The sequence below is a fragment of the Bartonella sp. AC329YNZD genome (genome assembly GCF_042196685.1).
Classification (GTDB): Bacteria; Pseudomonadota; Alphaproteobacteria; order Rhizobiales; family Rhizobiaceae; genus Bartonella.
In genome coordinates, this window is sequence record NZ_JBHIQS010000007.1 from 59,739 (window position 1) to 79,756 (window position 20,018).

Genomic DNA, 20,018 nt, shown 5'->3' on the forward strand with positions numbered 1-20,018 from the left:
ATATTGACTCATGTAGTAACTGATAATTGCATTCATTGCAAATATACTGATTGCGTTGAAGTTTGCCCTGTCGATTGTTTTTATGAAGGTGAAAATATGCTTGTCATTCACCCTGATGAATGTATCGATTGTGGTGTGTGCGTGCCGGAATGTCCGGCGGAAGCCATTATCCCTGACACCGAACCAGGGCTCGAAAAGTGGTTAGAACTTAATCTTAAATATGCGAACAAATGGCCTAATTTAACGTCCCGCAAAGACCCTCTTCCTCAAGCAAAAGAAATGGATGGCGTTCCAAACAAATTAGAAAAGTATTTTTCAGAAAATCCAGGAAGTGGCGAGTAGTAATGATACAGTGTACAGCTCCTTCTTTCAACAATTGAAAGACTTTTCTCGTAAAAATAAAAAAATCCTTAAGCGAAATGATTGATTCTTTTGATATTTGATGTTAGTGTTATTTTAACATGATCATCTTTCTAAGTATTTTTCTTTACTTTTTGTAGTAAAGCGATGTATTTTCGTTGGATTTAAAAGTATGCGGCTTTTATGCTCACTTAATTGATACAATATACTTGGCTAAAGAAAACTCAACCCTCAGGTTTATAACCTGTTTTCCGATACATTTGTTGATCATAAGGGAGTAAACTAAAATATGGCATCCCAACATGGAACGTCCTCCAAGACTAAAGAATTTGCAACCTCTGAATATATCGTTTACCCTACGCATGGAGTAGGACAGATTATAGCGATTGAAGATCAGGAAGTTGCAGGACACAAATTAAAACTTTTTGTCATTCATTTTGCGAAAGATAAAATGGATGTCAAAGTCCCCATTGCAAAAGCCCTTTCTGTTGGAATGCGTAAATTATCTGCTGGTGATTCCGTTGAACGCGCCTTAAAAATCTTACATGGGAAAGCACGTGTTAAACGAACCATGTGGTCACGCCGTGCACAAGAATATGATGCTAAAATCAACTCAGGAGATCTTATTTGCATCGCCGAAGTGGTCCGTGATCTTTTCCGCTCTAACCTACAGCCTGAACAATCCTACTCTGAACGTCAACTTTATACTGCTGCTCTTGAAAGAATGGCCCGCGAAATTGCGGTTATTAATAGTATTTCTGAAACAGAAGCGATCAATCTCATAGAAATGCATCTCTCCAACAAGCCAAAACGTGAATTTAAAACTGAGAGAGAAGAAACAGATGAAGATAGCAAAGCTGTCTACGCTGCATAATACACTCCTTTCATCATAACCAGATATTTTGATAAAACCAGCAAAGAGCTGGTTTTATTTTTTGAGCATCCTTTGTCCCTTTAAGGATGAAGTTTTTAATCAGCGCCCCAATCTGTAAACAGTCTAAAACTTGTCTGTAAGATCCACCTACGGCCTCCTCATTTTCTTATCTTTACAGATAAACATTGATTTATAATGATAAGTAGATGTTGTTCATATTAAATTAGATCCTCAAATAACGTTTTTTGGGGTGGTTATAACCCATGTAAGACTTGAAGCATGAAGTGTTTTTTATGAGAATATATGATCAATATTTAAGGCAATGGTTTTTGTCCATAGAGCTTATATTTGTGACATACATTTCTCAGTGAAAGAATGTGATCTTTGCCAATATCGCATTGACGAATAAAAATAATCCTTTGTTTTGCGCTTTGAACGAAAAGCTTATCGTGGGATTGTCTCATTTCACATCTGTTCTATGTTGAATTAATTACAATCTATTTTCCTACACATTATAAGTGGAGATGACATGGAGGTAAAAACTATATAAGAAAGCAAAAAAATATCTGTAATAAACGCTTTCAAATGCAAGACTTAATTGCGATATTGGGGGCTTAAGTGTATGGAGAGTGCCAGCGTGCTCGCTTATAAGCAGAAAAAAGAAAATGGGCAAAATAGAAGATGTACTTATTCAATAAGCTTCAGTCCTTGTGATGATAAGGCACATGAGACTTTTCTATGAGTGTCATGCTTTCTTTTTATATTTTAAGCGAAGAATTGTTCATATATTTTTCTGATCTTTATGGATATAAAGGATTTATTACGAACAGCTTATAAAAATAAGAAAACATATAATTAGATGTGTCATGCATGGGATTTCACAAAATATTTTATCAAAGTCGGTAGGGCGCTCCAATCCATAGCTGATTTGTTAATGGTTTTATGGTATTGCTGACCTTATAAAGTTTGTGCTTTTTTGTTGTCTATGGATTAATATCCACTTCTTAGCAGTATGTTCTAAACAAAGATTGAGACTCTTAAAGGCTTTATGATTTCGTTTCAGACTTTATGTATCCGATTGGCGTAAGAATATTGAATCTATCTTTTTGTGTAATCTGCATAACGAGAATATCGCCTTATTTTGGAAATAATATGAAGTTGTAAGGATGAATGCCAACGTTTATTCTTATTGTTATTTTTTAATTTAGCTTTACAGCTTTCAAAAGTATCTAAAGGGATGTCTTTTAAAGAATGGAGATTGCTTCACGCTTTTACTTATCACGTTCTGGGGGTATGCTTCTTATGCAAAATAAAACGATCAAGATAAAATATGCTTGTGTTGTACATTCACATGTTTTTTTAAGAAATATTTCTTAATGTTTGTTGTAGCTATTTTATAACGGCGATTATGAATGGTATAATGGTAAAGTTTTAGTGAGGTGTATAAACTTCATAGGGTGTTGTCGTCGTTATACTTTATAAAAGAGCAAGCTGTCACTTTCATTATATACTCTATTTGTCAGCCACCATGTTGCCTAAAGCTTTTGGCACTTGAGATAGTTCGTTACGGGTATTTTTTGTTTTCTTATATAGTTTTTACCTCCATGCCATCCCCACTTATAATGTGTAGAAAAATAGATTGTAATTAATTCAACATAGAACAGATGTGAAATGAGATAATCCCACGATAAGCTTTTCATTCAAGGCGCAAAACAATGGATTATTTTTATTCTTGCCTTTTACCTTCTCCAGAAGAGAATTCTTTAAGAATCTTCTTAAGAAAATGATTCCATTACTAAAATAACTTATATCGATACCAATGAAAAACTCTTCACTCAGTCATCATAAAAGAACTGTATACGAATAATCCTTTATAACTTCTCAAAAAAACGAGAAAATCATCTCCAACAATGGAATCATTTTCTATGGAAAAACCTTAAGCCCCACACACTCATCTTAAAGCGAAAAGACACGCTTTGCCCACGCATATCGCCGATATATCAAAGGAAGCATAACCTCTGGAAGAGAGATAAAAACACTAAAATCTTAACCACTAAAACGGAACGTCCACGATACATTCCCGTTTTTAAACCAATGCGATGAGGGCGACGCAAGGGCGCCTCAACATCCATCTTAAAGCGAAAAGACACGCTTTGCCCACGTATATCGCCGATATATCAAAGGAAGCATAACCTCTGGAAGAGAGATAAAAACACTCAATCCTTAACAACTAAAACGGAACGTCCACGATACATTCCCGTTTTTAAATCAATATGATGAGGGCGACGCAATTCACCAGAATTTTTATCCTCGATATAAGTCGGCGCCTTCAGAGCATCAGCCGAACGGCGCATGCCCCTCTTCGCTGGAGAGGTTTTTCGTTTAGGTACAGCCATAAAAAGACACTCCAAATCCATTAAAACAGAAAGAGCAATGTCAAAAATGACAATGCTTCAGTTAAAAACACCATAAAGTTTGAAGATGTTATACACTGATAAAAAAGAAGAGGCAATGTCAAAATGATCTTTCTTGTGCCAAAAATGATACAACAATGATGAAATAAATATCAAAAACACCGAAAGATTTGACCATTTTATACACAAATGAAAGCGTTTTCATAAAACTTTCATTCAATTTTTATTTGGATTTAAAAGGGATTTGCACATACAGTGGAAATATGAACTAAAAGAGAAATTGATTTTTTAATAAAAAACTATGCAAATTTATGAAAACGAGAAAAAGCAACAGGTTCTTTCTTTAAATTTCATAATTTCATTTTTGTAAAAACAAAGGAAGCAAGAATGCACGAATTTACCACCCTTCTTGCAAAACATAGAGACACCGTTGAAAAACGGCTTGATACCCTGTTAAGTGATCAAATCCAAAATGGTGAAATTTCACGCCCTAAAAACTTAATCAAAGCCATGCGCTATGGTGTGCTGAACGGTGGAAAACGCTTGCGTCCTTTTCTTGTAATTCAAAGTGCTACACTTTTTGACGTCCCTGTAGAACATTCTCTTGATGTTGCATGTGCCTTAGAATGTGTCCATTGTTATTCGCTCATTCATGATGATCTTCCCGCTATGGATAACGATACACTCCGGCGTGGAAAACCCACCGTCCATATAGCATTTGATGAAGCAACAGCAATTCTAGCAGGCAATGCCCTCTTAACATTTGCCTTTGAAATCATTGCTCATAAAGCTAGTACTTTATCTACAGATATTAGAATCAAGCTGATCACGTCCCTTGCACAATCGGCAGGACTTGGCGGTATGTTAGGTGGACAAATGCTAGACCTTGAAGCTGAAAAAAGACCGCAAGAAAGTACTGACATCATCACTCTACAACACATGAAAACAGCAGCCCTAATAAGCTTTGCTTGCCAAGCAGGCGCCATCATTGGCAATGCATCTAAAGAATTAACCGAAAAGCTTACTGATTTTGGTACCTATCTTGGTTTAGCCTTTCAATTAACTGATGACCTTCTTGATGTCACCGCCAACACGCAAACCCTAGGAAAAACGGCTGGGAAAGATAAAACGGCACAAAAAGCCACTTTTATTCGCCTTTATGGCATTAAAGAAACACAAAAAAAACGCGATGAACTGATTACAAAAGCAGAAGCACTTTTACATCCTTTTGGCACCAAAGCAAAACCGCTCCAACAAGTCGCCCGCTTTAGTGCAACACGCAAAAATTAAACTTCACCCGCCCTACTTTTACACCTTCATCTTTGTTGAATGCATAATAGACTTTTCAAAGAGACTTCAATATCGTAGGTCTGCATTATAGCTCCTATCATGAAATGGATGTGCTAAATATTGAGAGGTGTTTCATTAAAACAAGCGCGCGTGAATTGATAACACAAATACATTCTAGGCATCCTATTGTGCTTGAAAAACGCCCCCCTCATCAAAAAATGAAAGAAACAAAAACGGTAAAGCAATGCGTAATATTCAGGCTTTAAAAGATATCGCCATGGATGCTTTAAAGCCGAATAAAAAACAACCGTAAAGAAAGAAACTCGTTTCTCCTTTATATCTTTAATCTTCTAACGATAAGGTAAAAAATAAACAGAATAAATATAAAACAGAGCATTTTATAAACCCGCAAAAGACAATAAAAATGCCGATTGGCTTTGTAGCCTTATCAAAATCATCTGTTGTTCATTGCCAACCGTAGAAGTACAATGCCCTCAGTAAAGAGTCGTAATTTTTATGCCTTTCCACGCTATCTTGTTGTAAAAGATCAAATATGGTTACATTCTGTAAATTCACTCGTGTATTGTTGCTCTCTAAAAACACTTTTACAAAAGTGCTGATTGTTTAGTTTAAGCATCATTTTTTTGAAACTCGTATTTAAAATATCAGAAAAAAATGAACATAATGGCTATTTTGATTTTTATGCCACCCTCAAAGAACAAAATCTTTTAACCTAATCTACTCTGTAAACAGTCTAGTGTCCTACCGAGTAGGTTTCTCTCGTTTTCCACGCATACGATTCACTTAAACTAAAGACGCGATAAACAAGACTTAAGAATATTCACCATGCACTTCTTAAAATACTTAATGTATCAAACAGGATACCTTCACTACCCTTCAAATGACGGTATGTTACGGCATAACAGGATAAATAAAGTCATCAATTTCAATAACACGAAAAAAAAATATTATTACCGATCTCTCTTTTCTTAGCAAGAAAGATATAAAACATTTGATTTATAATGATAATTCATGTTTTTCAACTTGAATAAGAACCCTAAATACCGTAAGATTCTTTCATTTCAAATCTGTGTATATTGAATCAATCAAAATCACTTGCTTGCACCTCACAAGCGGGAAAAGCCGTGTGGAGCAAAACATCAAAGAAAGGACTAAAAAATGCCTCTTATGAACCGGCTTAAAAGCCATGGGCTGTCCACAACATTAGGAGCTAGCAAAGTGAATGATTGTGTCGGAACGCTCCTTCAAAAGCAGAAACATTTTTATTTACAAAAGTGTGTAATAACTTCAATTTAATAATAATCATGGTCACTATACAACTTTAATTCATCACGCTCTTTATCTCGTTTATTCAATTCATCACATAAAAAGAGAATTGATAAGATTAAACAGAGAATGATCATTGCAACAGAAAGATAAAAAAGTCCTTATTATTATATATAATAGCGCAATCTAATTTGTGATAAGTAGTTTTTCAATCCAAGTGTAAATTGCCTCCTTTAAGTGCAATTTTCTTATTAAGATGAAAAGCATCATTGTAAGTGAACCTATGCCTGTTGCCAAAGCTGGAAAATATGTCCACCTTTTGAAGCCATAATGAACAAATATGCAACATGGATAAGAAAATGCCGCGATTATTAAGACTATTATAGCCATTTAATATCCTTCGAGAGAACTTTGCTCGTTAAATGTCATTTGTAAATTCCTCTTGGTTGCATCATGTCATATATCGTGCGGAGCTCTATGCAAAAACGCGCTATTTGTTTAACATTTTCATCATCACCGGTCCTCATACTCGACACGAGATCAATCATTTGTGTTTTGAAACTCATGCCATTTTCACTTGAAGAATTAAGAAACTTTTTCGCGTAATCAATCATGGGGTCGGTAGAATTCATAGACATATTATAGGCCCAAATAAAATCGCTTTCTCTCCAGTTATAGTCATTACGCAAACTGCTTATGACATTGAGTAACATATCTACAAGGCATTGATTTATAATGATAATCTATCGTTATTCATATTGAATGAGAGTCCCGAATAACCTAAGATTGTCTCATTTTAAATCAGTTTATATTGCTTCAATCAAAACCACTCATTTGCACATCACAAGCGGGATGAATGTGTGGATCAAATTTGTATAAGAAAGGATTTAAAATGACACTTATGAACCGTCTTAATGCAAGATCTGTCGCAACATTGGGGGCTGGCAAATATAATGATGGTGCTGGCTTGTTACTTCATAAGCGTAAAGATGGAGGTGCTCAATGGATTTTACGGTATACCCTTCACGGACGTCGTCGTGAAATGGGCTTGGGAGCGTTGCGAGATGTCTCTTTAAAACAAGCCCGTGAATTGGCAACTGGGTGGCGTTCGGTTTTACGTGAGGGGCGTGACCCCATTAAAGAACGCAATAAACAAAAGCGTGAGGCAATAAGCAATCTCCATTATTTAAAAGACATTGCCGTAGATGCTTTTGAAAGTCGGAAAGCTGAATTAAAAGATGATGGTAAGGCTTGTGATTGGTTTTCACCTTTACGTCTTTATATTCTCCCTAAATTAGGCTGTCTACCCGTTTCAGAGATTACTCAAACAGAGATACGCAATACTCTTGCCCCTATTTGGCATACAAAAGCTGCAACAGCAGAGAAAGCATTGATACGTCTTAATCTTTGTCTTAAACATGCGGCTGCATTAGGTTTGAATGTTGATTTACAAGCAACAGAAAAAGCACGCGCGCTCTTAGGCAAACAACGCCATAAAACGCAAAATTTTCCAGCTATGGATTGGAGAAAGGTTCCGGCTTTTTATAAAACACTTTGCGAAACAACAACAATGACACAACTGGCTTTACGTTTGCTTATTCTGACAGGCGTTCGTACTTTTCCTTTATGTCATATCCATAAAGATCAAGTTGATGGCGATATATGGACTATCCCTGCTGAAAATATGAAAGGAAAGCGTGATACCACAACAGAGTTTCGCGTGCCTTTATCATCAGAAGCATTAGAAATTTTAAAACAAGCGCGCCTTTTATCACGCAATGATTTCTTCTTTTCTGCAACAGGTCGTGGTCCCCTCGCGCATAGGTGTATGGCTCAATATATGAAACGTATTGGACTTGAAGCCTGCCCGCATGGTTTTCGCTCTAGTTTACGCGATTGGCTTGCTGAAACAACCGATGCCCCCTATGAGGTCGCTGAAACTATTTTAGCTCATACGGTCGGCGGTAAAGTAGAACGTGCCTATCGTCGTACTGACTATTTAGAACAGCGCCGCCTTTATATGGATAAATGGGCGGCTTATGTCACTGGTCAATCTTAAGATATGGGGTGAATAACCCCATGATCTGTGGATAACTTTCTCTCTCTCCTCTCTCATTCGCTCTCAATTAGACTCATAATTTATCACATTAGAATTTATATGATAAAATATTGTTTTTTATAAAATAAATACCTTTCCAAGGATTCAAAGATATGGTTAATAAATGCTTATGATTTGTTTCTATTTTTTAAGAATGAAAGGATTTTAGAATGACAGAAAATGATATTCTTTTAACAGACCGTGAAAGTGCAAAATTGCTTCATATGAGTGTCTCAACTTTCCGGCGTCATGTTACCAATGGCTCTCTCCCAAAACCTTTAAAATTTGGTTTTTTATCGCGTTGGTTACAATCGGATCTTTTGAATGTCATCGAGCAAGCAAAACAGCAACGTTATAACGACGCGGCATAAAAAAACCTTGTCACGTAAGGACGGACAAGGCTTTCTCAAGCTCATCAACCTGGAGCTTTATTTGGTGTAAATTCAAAGCTTTCTCTGCTGAAGCAAGACCTAAGGTTTGCATTCAAGTTGTTCTGAATGCTTTTTACAATAAGGGCTATTTAAGCGTCTCTCAACACTTCGCTGAGGCATGACAGCACCAGGACGACATATGGGAAGATTATCCGATTTATGATTTTCACACCAATCTTGTATTGTAAAGCTAGGACGAAAACCTGATTGCGCCATACACATTTCAATACTGGCAAATTGATTCAAATCTAGCGCCACAACCTTATTAAGGTCCGGTACTCCACATTCTAAAAGTATTTTATTTCTCCATAATGCTGGAGAAAGTGAGGGAATTGAGTTAACACATCCAGTGATACTTAACAGAGCTATACAACTCAATAGTTTTAAGATTTTTTTCATTTTTCCCTCTTTCAATGGATTTATTTACAATAAAAAGGCTCTAAAGCCTGTTGATATTTTATCTCCGTTTTTCAAGACAGTTCTGAACTGAGTTGAGATGGTAAATTGAGAAAACAATCCCGACATTCCAAGTAAAGGCAAGGATGGCAGATTGTTGATCATCACAAGAAAGACTTAAGGATAGCATTCATATTGTTCTGGATGCTTTTTACAAAACGGGCTGTTTAAGCGCTTCTTGACACTGCGCTGTGGTATGACAGCACCTGGACGACAAGCCGGAAGATTCTTTCCTTGAAAATTCTCACACCACGTTCCTGCCTCTGTATCTTTATAGCGGAATCCTGATTGAACCATACAAGAATCAATGAACGCCTTTTTATTTAAACTTAACTTTCTATTTTCTGGATCCTTATCATAAGGGGTTGGCATACCACATTCTAACAAGGCTTTTCCTATCTCAGTAAAATCTGCTCCTGGCTTCTCCCACATCGCCAAAGATGATGAAGGAGTTTTATTAAACTGACATCCCACTATACTTAATAAAACTATTATACTCAGTAATTTAAACAACATGTTCATTTTTTTCTCCTTCAAGGTTTTTGTTCACGATGAGAAGGGCCATAACGCTTTTTGCATATATCACTCGCATCTCCAAGACAGGTATGGGAACTTATGGGATTCATGATCACTCTCCACCATTCTTTCCACATGTTACTGCCAGTAGGTATTGTCTCGTAAGTATAGCCATTGCCGCCAATAATTCTGCTTACAAAGTCATATCTATTCCCATCAAAGCCAATAGTGGTTTGTTTGTCATCACTCACATAACCTAACAGACCGGATGCAACTAAAACATTAAAGGCTGGTCCATAGAAATTGATATTCGTGTTGTCGGCTATACCGTGCACACCTTCTTGTTTGAAAGAATTCAGCATATTCCCCAATGACATGGTACCGCGGCTATGGCCATACTCTTCCAATCCCGTGTTACCATAGCGAGACATCAGATTTTTTGCTTCTTGTGTTGAATTGGTCAAACCCCAAAAGTTATTTTCCATAAACTTCTGGTAGCCTGCTACCAGAAGTTCTGAAATAGCAGAATCGGCTTCTGGGAACACAACAAAATAAAGCGGATTATTTTTATTCTCCGCACGTTGCTCTGCATAAACAGCGGCTTCCTCTGGTGGAGTAAAGATGCCATTAAAGGACACATGCACCTTGCCATCAGCACCCTCTTGTAAATGCTGCTTTTCTTCATCCGTTAAATAATGAAACTTAGGTATTTTTTGCCCACGAGCGTCTTCTATAGGCTCCCCATTTGCATCTATTTCATGATTGTATTGCCATTTTCATCACGGTCGACCACGGCAATGGGATGCTCTTTGATAAACATGGTTTTATAGGAGTCATCGCTGTATTTAAATCCTTCTTCCAGCAATTGTGTTGCCATTTCACGGTCTTCACCAGCTGTTTGTTCCAGCTTAGTGACATCTATTTGTGATACACCCTTATGAGCTTCAGCGGTATTACGGTTAAGGGAAGCTATGGTTTGATCAACGCCTTGCCCTGTCAATGCCTTCTGCCCTAATTCATCAGTAATGACAATGGTGCCATCGCTAATGGCAGATTTGGTATATCCTTCCCTTGAATCCTGTTGTTCTGCATGATCTAAGACATTTTTGGCAATGTTTTTAACGATGTCGTATTCGCCCATTGCACCACCCGCTGCAATGCTAATCCCATCACTGCTGGCTTTGGCACTCGCACTGTTGGTAATATCACTGGTGCTGATGCTTCCTGTGGTCAGGCTGTTTTTTTCTGCCAAGGCTGTGCTTTCAATAATACCTCCAGTCAGCGTTGTTTTATCTTTAACGGTGATCTCAAAGCCGTCATCACGGGCTTTAATGCCTGATTGTTCCACAACACTGTGATAATCGCTGGAGGATTGATCATTTTGGGAAAAGACGTTTATTGATGCACCATCAGGCTTTCCATTGCCTTTAACCCCAACAGAAACAGAGTTTTTTTTGCTGGAACTTTGTCCCGTATCACTGCGGCTGACAACGGTAAAATCACCTCCTACTTCCATTTCTACACGCTCTCCAGAAACCACGGCGCCTGCCAATGTGGTGTTTGCCCCACTCGTGGTATGAACAATGCCGGTGCCAATAAGATAGCTGTTCTTTTGTTGAACCTGTTCACTGGAACCTTCTCCTTGACTAAAAGAGATATTGCCGGTTACTTCCGTGCCACCAGTACCATAACTGGCTCCAATATTCATTGAAACGCTTTGGCTATGTTTTTGTTTGCTTTGCGTGTTTTGCGCACTTTCAAAGGTAATATGCTGTCCTGCTTCCAAGGTAATATTCCCGCTCTGTTCATCATTTGCATAAACAGGATTGGTGCCAGCGATAATATCAGCGCCAACACCATGAATGCTGCCCTTGTGGGCTTGCATATTAATAGCACGCCCTGCTTCTATTGTATCTGTCACCGCTGTGGAGACTTGAGAAGAGGCTTCTGTCTTCCCTGTCTCAAAGCCCACTGTCACACTAGCTGAAACATCAGCCATATTGGCAATAGCACCTTTTGGTGAGCCACCCTTTATCCCATTGTAAAGATCTTTGCTTTTGTTATAGAGATCATATCCCTTTAGACCAGCAATAAGACCATTGCCGATTTTGTGTTTTGTATCCCCATGACCAAAACGTTTTCCTGCATCCCTTATATCTTGTATGGTGTCTAGAATACCCACATTGACAGAACCTGTAACACCAGCAAAGAAATTTTCATGTTTTTTTTGTGTCTTAGAGATATCTTGGCTTTCCGAAAGCGTGATATTATTGCCAGCATCGATGTTCACATCACGATCAGCTAAAACATCTGCCGCTTGCATGTTCACATCACGATCCGCAGTAATCTGCACATCTCTGCGTGCTGTGATGTGCGATTGAATGGAAGCTGTTTCCCATTGATCACCGGTGTCCTTCGTGCTCTTAACCCCAACACCCAAGGAAACACTGCTGCTGCTCTTTCCAAACTGAAACCCAAAACCTTCCCGTTCTTCTACAGAGTTTGATTTATGGCTATTATGACCCACAAGCACATTGACATCACGGGCTGCGGTAAGATTAACATTTTCCCCTGCAAGATCAGAGCCCACAATTGTCACATCTTTTTTCTTGGAAATGATGTTGATCGTGCCATCCGCATTGAGAGAAGAGCCTTGATGTTCAAAACTCTCTTCATTTTGCACCTTTTCCTCACTCCCATATATCGATAAAAAGCCCTTGCCTGAACCCGCGCCAAAACCAGATGCATGTTCTTCTGAGTGGCTGCTATGGTGATTTTGCATGCCATCAATCGTCACATTTTCTGCTGTCACATTGATGTTTTGACCTGAAAGCAGATGAGAAGCAGAAATCTTGGCATCTCCTTGTGCGTCTATGTCAACGTTGCCCGTTGCACCCAGAACAGAGGAGACCGTTGTGGTGTGCAATTGAGATGTGTTGGAAGATTCCTCGTAAAAAAATCCACTTAACGACGATTGCTGTTGTTGGTCAAACTGTTCTTGGGCTCCTTTTATGAGAATATTCCCACCAGAATGAATAGAAATATCCGCTTTTGCCTGATCTTCTGCTGTTTCCTTTCCTTTGCCAGCAAAAAGCATAGACCCAATGATTGTGGTATCATTGCCAGATTCAACAGCAACCCCTTCACCCCCTGTTATGCTTGACCCCACAACTTGGCTCACATCCATCTTGTTATGCTCAGATTTACTGCTACTAAACACCCCACCGTCTTTATGGTACGACATCTCATAATGTAAGCTATCCTCTGCATTATTGATCAGGACATCGTTGCTGGCTTTCAGCCCCACCTTGCCATCAGCAGCAATGGAACTACCTGTAATGCTAAGATCATGCGGTTTGCCATCCTGCCCTGCAACAACAGTGGTATCACCTCCCGATTTTATCGAAGAGCCAACGGCATGAGAAGCTTGCATATCCACTTTCGTGTTTTTGCCCTGAAGATGATACTCCATCTCATCGTTTCTTACCCCTATTGTTACCTCCCCTTGGGCGCCAAGAGCAACATTACCTTTGGCATCTATATCGGAAGCAGCAATATGGATATCTTTTCCAGAGAGAACAGTGGTCTCTTTTCCAGAACTTAAATGAGAGCCATTGTGCAAGGCAACATGAGATGTTTCACTCCCACTCTGATTGTCCATACTGTTGCGTGTGGCATCAATCGAAACATTCTTCTCAGCTTGCAAGAGAAGTTTATCCGTTGTTTGAACATCAGAGCCTAAGATATTCAAATCTTTTCCAGAGAGAAGTGTCGTTGAGCCTCCAGAGTTGACTTCTGATTTATGATGCATGGTGGCATCACCCTGTTCATCATGGTAATGGGTTTCTGCTGAACCGATCGTCAAGTTACCTTGTTCTGTAGCCATGGCAAGATCACCCCCGGTGGTGATCCCCACCCCTGAGGCGGTTATATCTTGTTTAGCAATCACCGTTGCATTACCACCAGCAGAAAGCGCCTCGGTGTTTAAAACGGTCTCCACGCCGTCAACCGTTGTGCGCCCTGCATCCAAACGAATATTCTTCTCCGCAACTAAAACAGCATCACCACCCGCCGCAAAATGCCCCCCTTGACTAAAGATATCCCCGCCATGCACATGCAATTGGTGGTTTGCCGCAATCCGCCCTGAATTGGTTATCGTGGAATTGCTGGTATTCTGGCTGGTGATATTCACATCATCGCCCATGATCAAAGCTCCAGCAGAAACAAAGGAGGCTCTGTCTTTTTCAGGGATATAAAGCACCGGTGCGTAAACATCCATGCCCTTGACCTGTTGGCGCACATAAATCACCATCGGCGCTTCTAGGGACGCCAATTGTTCTTCACTCAAAGCCTCACCAAAGGGGAGATTGTGTGCTTTTGCATATTCTGCCCCGACATCCAGCAAGGTTTTGACTTGTTCAATGGCATCACTTCCAGGAATAAAGGAACCTTTGCCCAAACCTTGACCAACAAGATCACGCATTTGTTTTTCAATCAGCTGCTTTTCAAAATATGCATCGCCTAAGAAAAAAATCTCTCTATCAGGATTATAACCAATTCTGTTCAAATAATAGGCTGAGCCATAAAACTTGCCAACATCAAGGAATTCTGCCCGCGTTTCATAAATGAAATTTTGATTGGGCAGCGTGCCCCCAACCCCACCCGATTGGGGCTTTGGTAAAGGAAGCCCCTCAGAAAGTTCCCCTGCATTATTGAGATCGACTTTTTGTGTAAAGAGAGCGCCAGCCCCAGTTAAACCACTGAGCGCCTCCAGTGGATTGCCTTCAACGGTTTTTGCTTCAAAATGCGCATCCCCTGTAATCGAACTTTCCGCTGCCGTGTTATTGAGTTGATCAACCACCAAATTCAACGTGCCACCCGCTTGGACAAGACCTGGAACGCTCTCCAAAGATTCTGAGCGGATATGACGAAATTCGCCATCGGCTATATCTAAAGAAACATCGCGGCTTCCATCAGCTTTATAGCCATAACAATTGTCTGTGTCTGCTTTACAATGCATAAAGGTATTTTTATAAGCAGTTGCACCCAGATTGGTCAGCACACCAGCGTGGATATCGGCATTTCCCCCTGCTTCTATAGAGCTATAATGGTTGTCAATGGTATCAGCGTTAATGATGAGATTGCCGTGAGATTGTATCATCCCCTGAACGGTAGGTTTATGCGAAAACCCTTGCGCAACGATTTCCTCTGTCATGTGTGACCGGTTATACCATCGATACCGTTCTATATTACTGTTTGTCTTGTCATATTTCCAAGTAAATGACTTGTAGACTGTTCCATCGTTTGAAATTGCGGCACCATAAGTTTCTTCTTTGCTCGACCAAAGCTTTTTATCAAATACAAATTCTTCTGTATGAAAGACATAATAATTCGGTACATAATTTGGTAGAGGTGGATGAGTAAGTTCATCCTTAGTGTGCCCCTTTCCCCAAAGGTTGGGACCATCTTGATATAACATCCCATCACTGAGTTGATCAGAATCCTTTGGTTTTTGGAAAGAAATATCGTTATATTCCGTTTTTTCCGTGATGACAGGTGTGCTATCGGCTTCGTTTTTCAGGGTGTTGGTTTGGATATTTAAATTTCCACCAGCTTGAATAAAGCCTGCTTTGTTAACAAGCGAAAGGCTTTTTCCGCTGCCAGCCGCATTGGTAAAAAACAAATCACCCTCTGCTAAAATGGCGCCAAAATCATTGAGCAAAGCGCCATCAACTTGTAAAGCACCATTGCCCTTCACATAGATTAAACCCGTTTTGTTGTTGGTCACATTGCCCGTCACGCTAAAGGCTAAATCCTGCCCCGATGCCAATTGACCGCTATTTCCAAGCTCCCCCGTTTTGATCACGAAATCTCTGGCTGCTAAAACAGAAGTTGTCTCATCAACCATAACGCTTGGGGCAACAAAAAGAATATCTCCAGTCCCACCGCCATCTGTCACGGCTTGTAGCCGCGCATTGTGAATATCAAGGGCATTGGTGCTTTGAAAGTCTAAACCGCCATAAGCCAATTCGCTCTCTGAGACATCAATATGATCTGCAATTAAATACAGCGTTTGCGGCGTGTAAATATGAGAACGATTATTGCTTAAATCGAGAGTGTTTGCCGTCAATCTCACATCCCCCTCAGCAGACAGCACATTCTCAACACTGATCTCTCCTGATACCGATGTCAATGTTGCACTGCCATAGCCTATGACCTGATCATAATAGATGTCGTTGCCTGCAAAAATTTCAATATTGCCACCACTGGCAATCTGACCAACCTTCACCCCTTCTTTTTCTGTAATCAAAAGAAAGCCCTTTTCATCTAAAACAAGATCCCCTGAACCGCCCGTAGAAACGACACCTGTCATCAGTGTGCCTGCATCAAGGCTGCCAACCTTTAAAACAGCTTCTTCACCCGTCATCAGTGAAGAAAAGTCAACCGCCCCACCCTCAATATTTGCCTTGCCATAGGCTAAAAGTTGCCCAAAATGAACGGGAGCATTTGTTGCTGGTTGTGCTTGAATGGCAACATTTTGATGCGACAGAATTGTTTGAGAAACAGATAGCCCGTTATGAGAAACCAGGGTGATATCTCCTGCTCCATAAACACTTTCAGCAACAATCGCACCTTGACTGCTCTGGAGATCAACATCCCCTTGGGTGCCAAGAACAATAACACCAGCAGCACCCGTTGCCGCCATATCAACCCCACCGGCTAAAAAATGGGCTTGTATATCACCACCGGCATGCGCCTTGAGCTTCCCTTGCGCTAAAACAATCCCCTCAAGCTTCAAGTCTCCGCCCGATTCAAGAGCCATATCAGCACCTGACCCTAGCCCTGAAACTTGAAGTGTCTGGCGCGAAGACAGCTCCATATCGCCCCCAGAGGTTGCCTTACCGGCAATCGATAAAAGCCCATCCTTCGCCTCTATTTTCAAATGACCCTCAGCGCCAACCGTTTCTAACGTCACATCCTTATGGGCGGCAATATCAATATGTTTTTTCGAGGTGATGTGTTTTGCCAATACGCTCTGGCTTTTCGATTTGAGGACAACGCCCCCATGACCAAAAACATTCTTCAACGAGATTTTCCCATCAGCAGAAAGATGCAACTGCCCCGCATTGGCTGCCATATCATGGCGCATGCGAACCCCAACACCTTTTTCGGTTGCCACAAGTTTAATCTGATCCGCCTGTAGAGCCCCCAAAGCAGAACCATCTATCGCATATTCCGGTTTACCGGTAATATCGGTCAGTTCTTTCATTTCCCGTGAAGCATAATCAAAGTGACCCGTCCCTGCTGTCACTCCAATTTCTCTTCCCGCAACAGCTCCTTCAAAATGCACTGTGCGTGAGACAATATCGACAATATCAACCGCCCCTTGGCCAGAGAAAAAATTGGCTCCCTTGGCGCCAAAGGTGATGTCCCCACCTCGCACCTCAAAGCCTTTCAAAAAACCGCTCGCATCAATTTCGGGAACACCTGTGGTTAAGGTCGCATGGGGCGTATTGATAAAGCCACAACCATCACAGCTTATCCCATTGGGATTGGCTATAATCACATCGGCTGGGCTTCCAAAAACCTCTCCTGGACCATTCAAGGCACTGCGCTTGCTGCTGGTCACTTCATTTAAAATCACTTTCGCCGAACCCGTGAGGCGCAAATGCGGATTGCCCGGCATAATGCCCCCCAACTGCGATTGCCCCACTTCTTGTGCATGATTGTTCCAAATCACACCTGCATTGCCAATATTAAAATCGTAATATTTATTGTGTGATAAGCCCTTGCCATTGGGGGTAACAATATCAATCGAGGGAACCCCATTGGGCACTGCCACTATATCTGGACGATGGGCGGCATTCGCGTTAGGATCCACAGTAATTTGTGCCTGTAACGCTGAAGGTGCTAACAAACAAGAAAAACCAAGTCCCCCAAATAAAACCTTTTTGAGCATCGTACTGGAGACTAAAACACCTAATAAAGCTGCTCTTTCTGCTCTCTTCTCATATCTCATACTTTAACTCCCCAATAAAAAACGCTTAAAGTTCCATTGTTAATGTCATAAAAAATGTTCCTGATTTTTTATGCTTAACTGTGCTCCAAAAAATACTGGAATAACTGGCATCAAGAGAGACCATGCCTCCCGCAAGCTTGACACCTGCTGTCCAACCGGCAAGCTGGTCACTCTTAATCCCATAAAAAGCTTGCGAAAACACACGCCCATAATCCAAACCAACATAAGGGCGAAGTTCACCAAAAACCTTTTTGAAGGTCGCGTGATTGTTCCACGGAATGGTGCGTAGCAACAAATCATTCCGGCTAAAAAAACCGTTATTGCCAAAAAGCAAACTCTCACGCGTGCCACGAACATTGGAAGCGCCCCCCAACGAAATCTGTTCAGCCCCCAATAAATTATGTGGTGAATATTGACCACTCAAAAGATTGCTCAGTATAAAGTCCAAGCCCCCTACCTTAAAAGGCGTCATGACACTAAGCGTACCGGTAAATTTGGCAAATTGTGGCTCCGCATCCCCTGCCCCTGGCGCATGTTTCTTTACTGAATGAAACAAAGGGAGCCCTTGCAAATAACTCACATCAAAGGTCCAAGTCCCACCCAACATCTGGCGAGAATGCGAAATCCCAAAATTGGCGACACTATATTGACGGCTGCCCACTTCAATCTTATTACCAAGGAGGTAATTGTTGGTTCTTTTATAAGAAAGACCCAAATTCAAAGTTGTAAGGGAAACACTATCACGGTAAAGAACCCTGCTTGTACTGGCGTGCAACTCACTGGAATCCCCCGTCGTCTCAATATCGGTAAAATTGCCAGGGATTATGCTTTGGTAATTATAAACAGTGCCATTCAATCCAAAGGTCCAATAACCATACGGAATACTCACACTCGCTGAAATGTTATTACTATGTCCTTCTTGCTTGCTCCCACCCCAATAATCTAATTGACTGCGTTGATAGTTAAAATCCCACGCATCATTCATCCCTAAAATATTTTCTACCCTCAAGCCCGCACTATAACGCGCATAACCCGTGGAAGATTGTCCCATATTGTCATGAGAAACAGTAACCTTGAACGTTTTATCGGGATGATTGTTAATATTGACAATGGTGCTCCCTTCTTCACGCCCTGGAAGAAGTTCGCTTTGAGCGTGCGCTGAACTCAAACGGTTGATCTGATCAAGCCCCTGTTCAATATCGCGCATGTTCAAAACATGACCTTGAAGCCCAGGAAAAGCACTCCATACAACATTATTATAACGAGACGTCGGTGAACCATTATAGTAAATCTCTGAGAGCTTGCCCTCAACGACAACAAATTTGAGCGTCTTGCTGTTTTTGATATCTTGATCAGGAATGTAAAAACGCGCCGTTACATAGCCTTGATCCAAATAAACTTTGGTTAACTGCTTGATTAAAAGCTGGATATCAAAAAGACCAATACATCTTCCAACATAAGGCTCTGTTACGGCTGATATAAAGCGTTTTTTGACATGATGCACTCCCTCAACAACAACAGCATGAATGGGAAAACATTGCTTCCCACCCAAAAGCATTTCTGGATTTTGCTCTGAAGGCGTCTTGATCCTTTTAGGCGTTAAAGACTGTAATTTCTCAATTCTTTCTAATTGCTGCTTTTCTGAATACCTACGAGAAAAATTATCGGTTGGGGAATGAAAAATAGCTGAGGAGCGCGCATAAACACTTACACCTGCAAACAAGCCAAAGAAAACAACAATGGCACGAAAAATTCTCAAAAGAGAACTTTGGCGTAAAAATACACAAAACAATACAGACTGCCCCCGCTTTGCACTATTCATGAAGCACTCTTTAAAAGAACTTCATGAACCTTTGATAACACCATTCAAAATGGGTATTATCCTATGAAGATTTCTAATAACAGGGCCCATCTCTGTATTCAAAAACAATCCGCACCAAAACCCTGCTTTATTTTAACTGCTGAAGATCTCTCCCCCACATTTATATAAAGAAACCTCTAAACAAAACTGTTTATCCCGTCAATGGTTAATACATCAATATCCCCATAAATATAAAGGATAAATTTGCTCAACCATATCCCCTTGCATTCATAGAATGAACCTTCAAAGGACGCCTCATCTATGAGTTTTAGAGGTTTTGAAGGTTTGAGAAATCTTCAAAACCTATCTATAAAACCTATCAAAGCACATAGTTCATTTGTCTTTATGAATACGTGAAACGAACAGCAAATTTCACTATTTTGCTGATTTTACCTCATGTCATAGGCTGTG

The 20,018-nt window shown here is 40.3% G+C and carries 12 protein-coding genes; 5 read left to right on the forward strand and 7 right to left on the reverse strand.

The genetic code is table 11. The features are described 5' to 3' along the window. Nucleotides 1-3: 3 nt before the first annotated feature. Together fdxA and ACFIMW_RS05090 are read left to right on the forward strand one after the other, a co-directional pair. Nucleotides 4-342 (forward strand): ferredoxin FdxA, encoded by a 339-nt coding sequence (gene fdxA, locus ACFIMW_RS05085; RefSeq protein ID WP_375608405.1) that lies wholly within the window; start codon nt 4-6, stop codon nt 340-342. A gap of 307 nt (nt 343-649) precedes the next feature. Further along, nucleotides 650-1,234, forward strand: coding sequence for a CarD family transcriptional regulator (locus tag ACFIMW_RS05090; RefSeq protein ID WP_375608404.1), 585 nt, complete (start codon nt 650-652; stop codon nt 1,232-1,234). Nucleotides 1,235-3,234: 2,000 nt separating this feature from the next. On the opposite strand, the gene ACFIMW_RS05095 is transcribed toward ACFIMW_RS05090, so the two are convergent. Together ACFIMW_RS05095 and rpmF are read right to left on the reverse strand one after the other, a co-directional pair. Then, nucleotides 3,235-3,384 carry a hypothetical protein gene (locus ACFIMW_RS05095; RefSeq protein ID WP_375614071.1) on the reverse strand — a complete coding sequence of 50 codons (150 nt, stop codon included), beginning with the start codon at nt 3,382-3,384 and terminating at the stop codon, nt 3,235-3,237. A gap of 66 nt (nt 3,385-3,450) precedes the next feature. Beyond that, the gene (rpmF, locus tag ACFIMW_RS05100) at nt 3,451-3,630 is read right to left on the reverse strand and encodes a 50S ribosomal protein L32 (protein ID WP_005774555.1); all 180 of its coding nucleotides are present in this window, start codon (nt 3,628-3,630) and stop codon (nt 3,451-3,453) included. Nucleotides 3,631-4,035: 405 nt separating this feature from the next. Here rpmF and ACFIMW_RS05105 point away from each other — a divergent pair, with 405 nt between their 5' ends. The 3 genes from ACFIMW_RS05105 to ACFIMW_RS05115 all read left to right on the forward strand — a co-directional run bounded on the left by ACFIMW_RS05105 (nt 4,036) and on the right by ACFIMW_RS05115 (nt 8,694). Beyond that, entirely contained in the window at nt 4,036-4,938 is a 903-nt protein-coding gene (locus tag ACFIMW_RS05105; protein WP_375606573.1) for a polyprenyl synthetase family protein, read from the forward strand. Between the two features lie 2,179 nt (nt 4,939-7,117). Further along, nucleotides 7,118-8,284, forward strand: a complete 1,167-nt coding sequence (locus ACFIMW_RS05110) for a tyrosine-type recombinase/integrase (protein WP_375697384.1) — start codon at nt 7,118-7,120, stop codon at nt 8,282-8,284. Between the two features lie 209 nt (nt 8,285-8,493). Next, nucleotides 8,494-8,694, forward strand: coding sequence for an AlpA family transcriptional regulator (locus ACFIMW_RS05115; RefSeq protein WP_015856172.1), 201 nt, complete (start codon nt 8,494-8,496; stop codon nt 8,692-8,694). A gap of 99 nt (nt 8,695-8,793) precedes the next feature. Here the strand turns inward: ACFIMW_RS05115 and ACFIMW_RS05120 are convergent, their stop codons facing one another. The 5 genes from ACFIMW_RS05120 to ACFIMW_RS05140 all read right to left on the reverse strand — a co-directional run bounded on the left by ACFIMW_RS05120 (nt 8,794) and on the right by ACFIMW_RS05140 (nt 19,568). Further along, complete coding sequence (locus tag ACFIMW_RS05120; protein WP_375608402.1) at nt 8,794-9,153, reverse strand: hypothetical protein; 360 nt, start codon at nt 9,151-9,153, stop codon at nt 8,794-8,796. A 174-nt stretch (nt 9,154-9,327) separates the two neighbouring features. Further along, entirely contained in the window at nt 9,328-9,732 is a 405-nt protein-coding gene (locus tag ACFIMW_RS05125; RefSeq protein WP_375608401.1) for a hypothetical protein, read from the reverse strand. Between the two features lie 11 nt (nt 9,733-9,743). Continuing rightward, the gene (locus tag ACFIMW_RS05130; protein WP_375608400.1) at nt 9,744-10,364 is read right to left on the reverse strand and encodes a filamentous hemagglutinin; all 621 of its coding nucleotides are present in this window, start codon (nt 10,362-10,364) and stop codon (nt 9,744-9,746) included. Between the two features lie 113 nt (nt 10,365-10,477). Next, nucleotides 10,478-17,746, reverse strand: coding sequence for a hemagglutinin repeat-containing protein (locus ACFIMW_RS05135; protein ID WP_375608399.1), 7,269 nt, complete (start codon nt 17,744-17,746; stop codon nt 10,478-10,480). 25 nt (nt 17,747-17,771) lie between these two features. After that, nucleotides 17,772-19,568, reverse strand: coding sequence for a ShlB/FhaC/HecB family hemolysin secretion/activation protein (locus ACFIMW_RS05140; protein ID WP_375608398.1), 1,797 nt, complete (start codon nt 19,566-19,568; stop codon nt 17,772-17,774). Nucleotides 19,569-20,018: the final 450 nt, after the last annotated feature.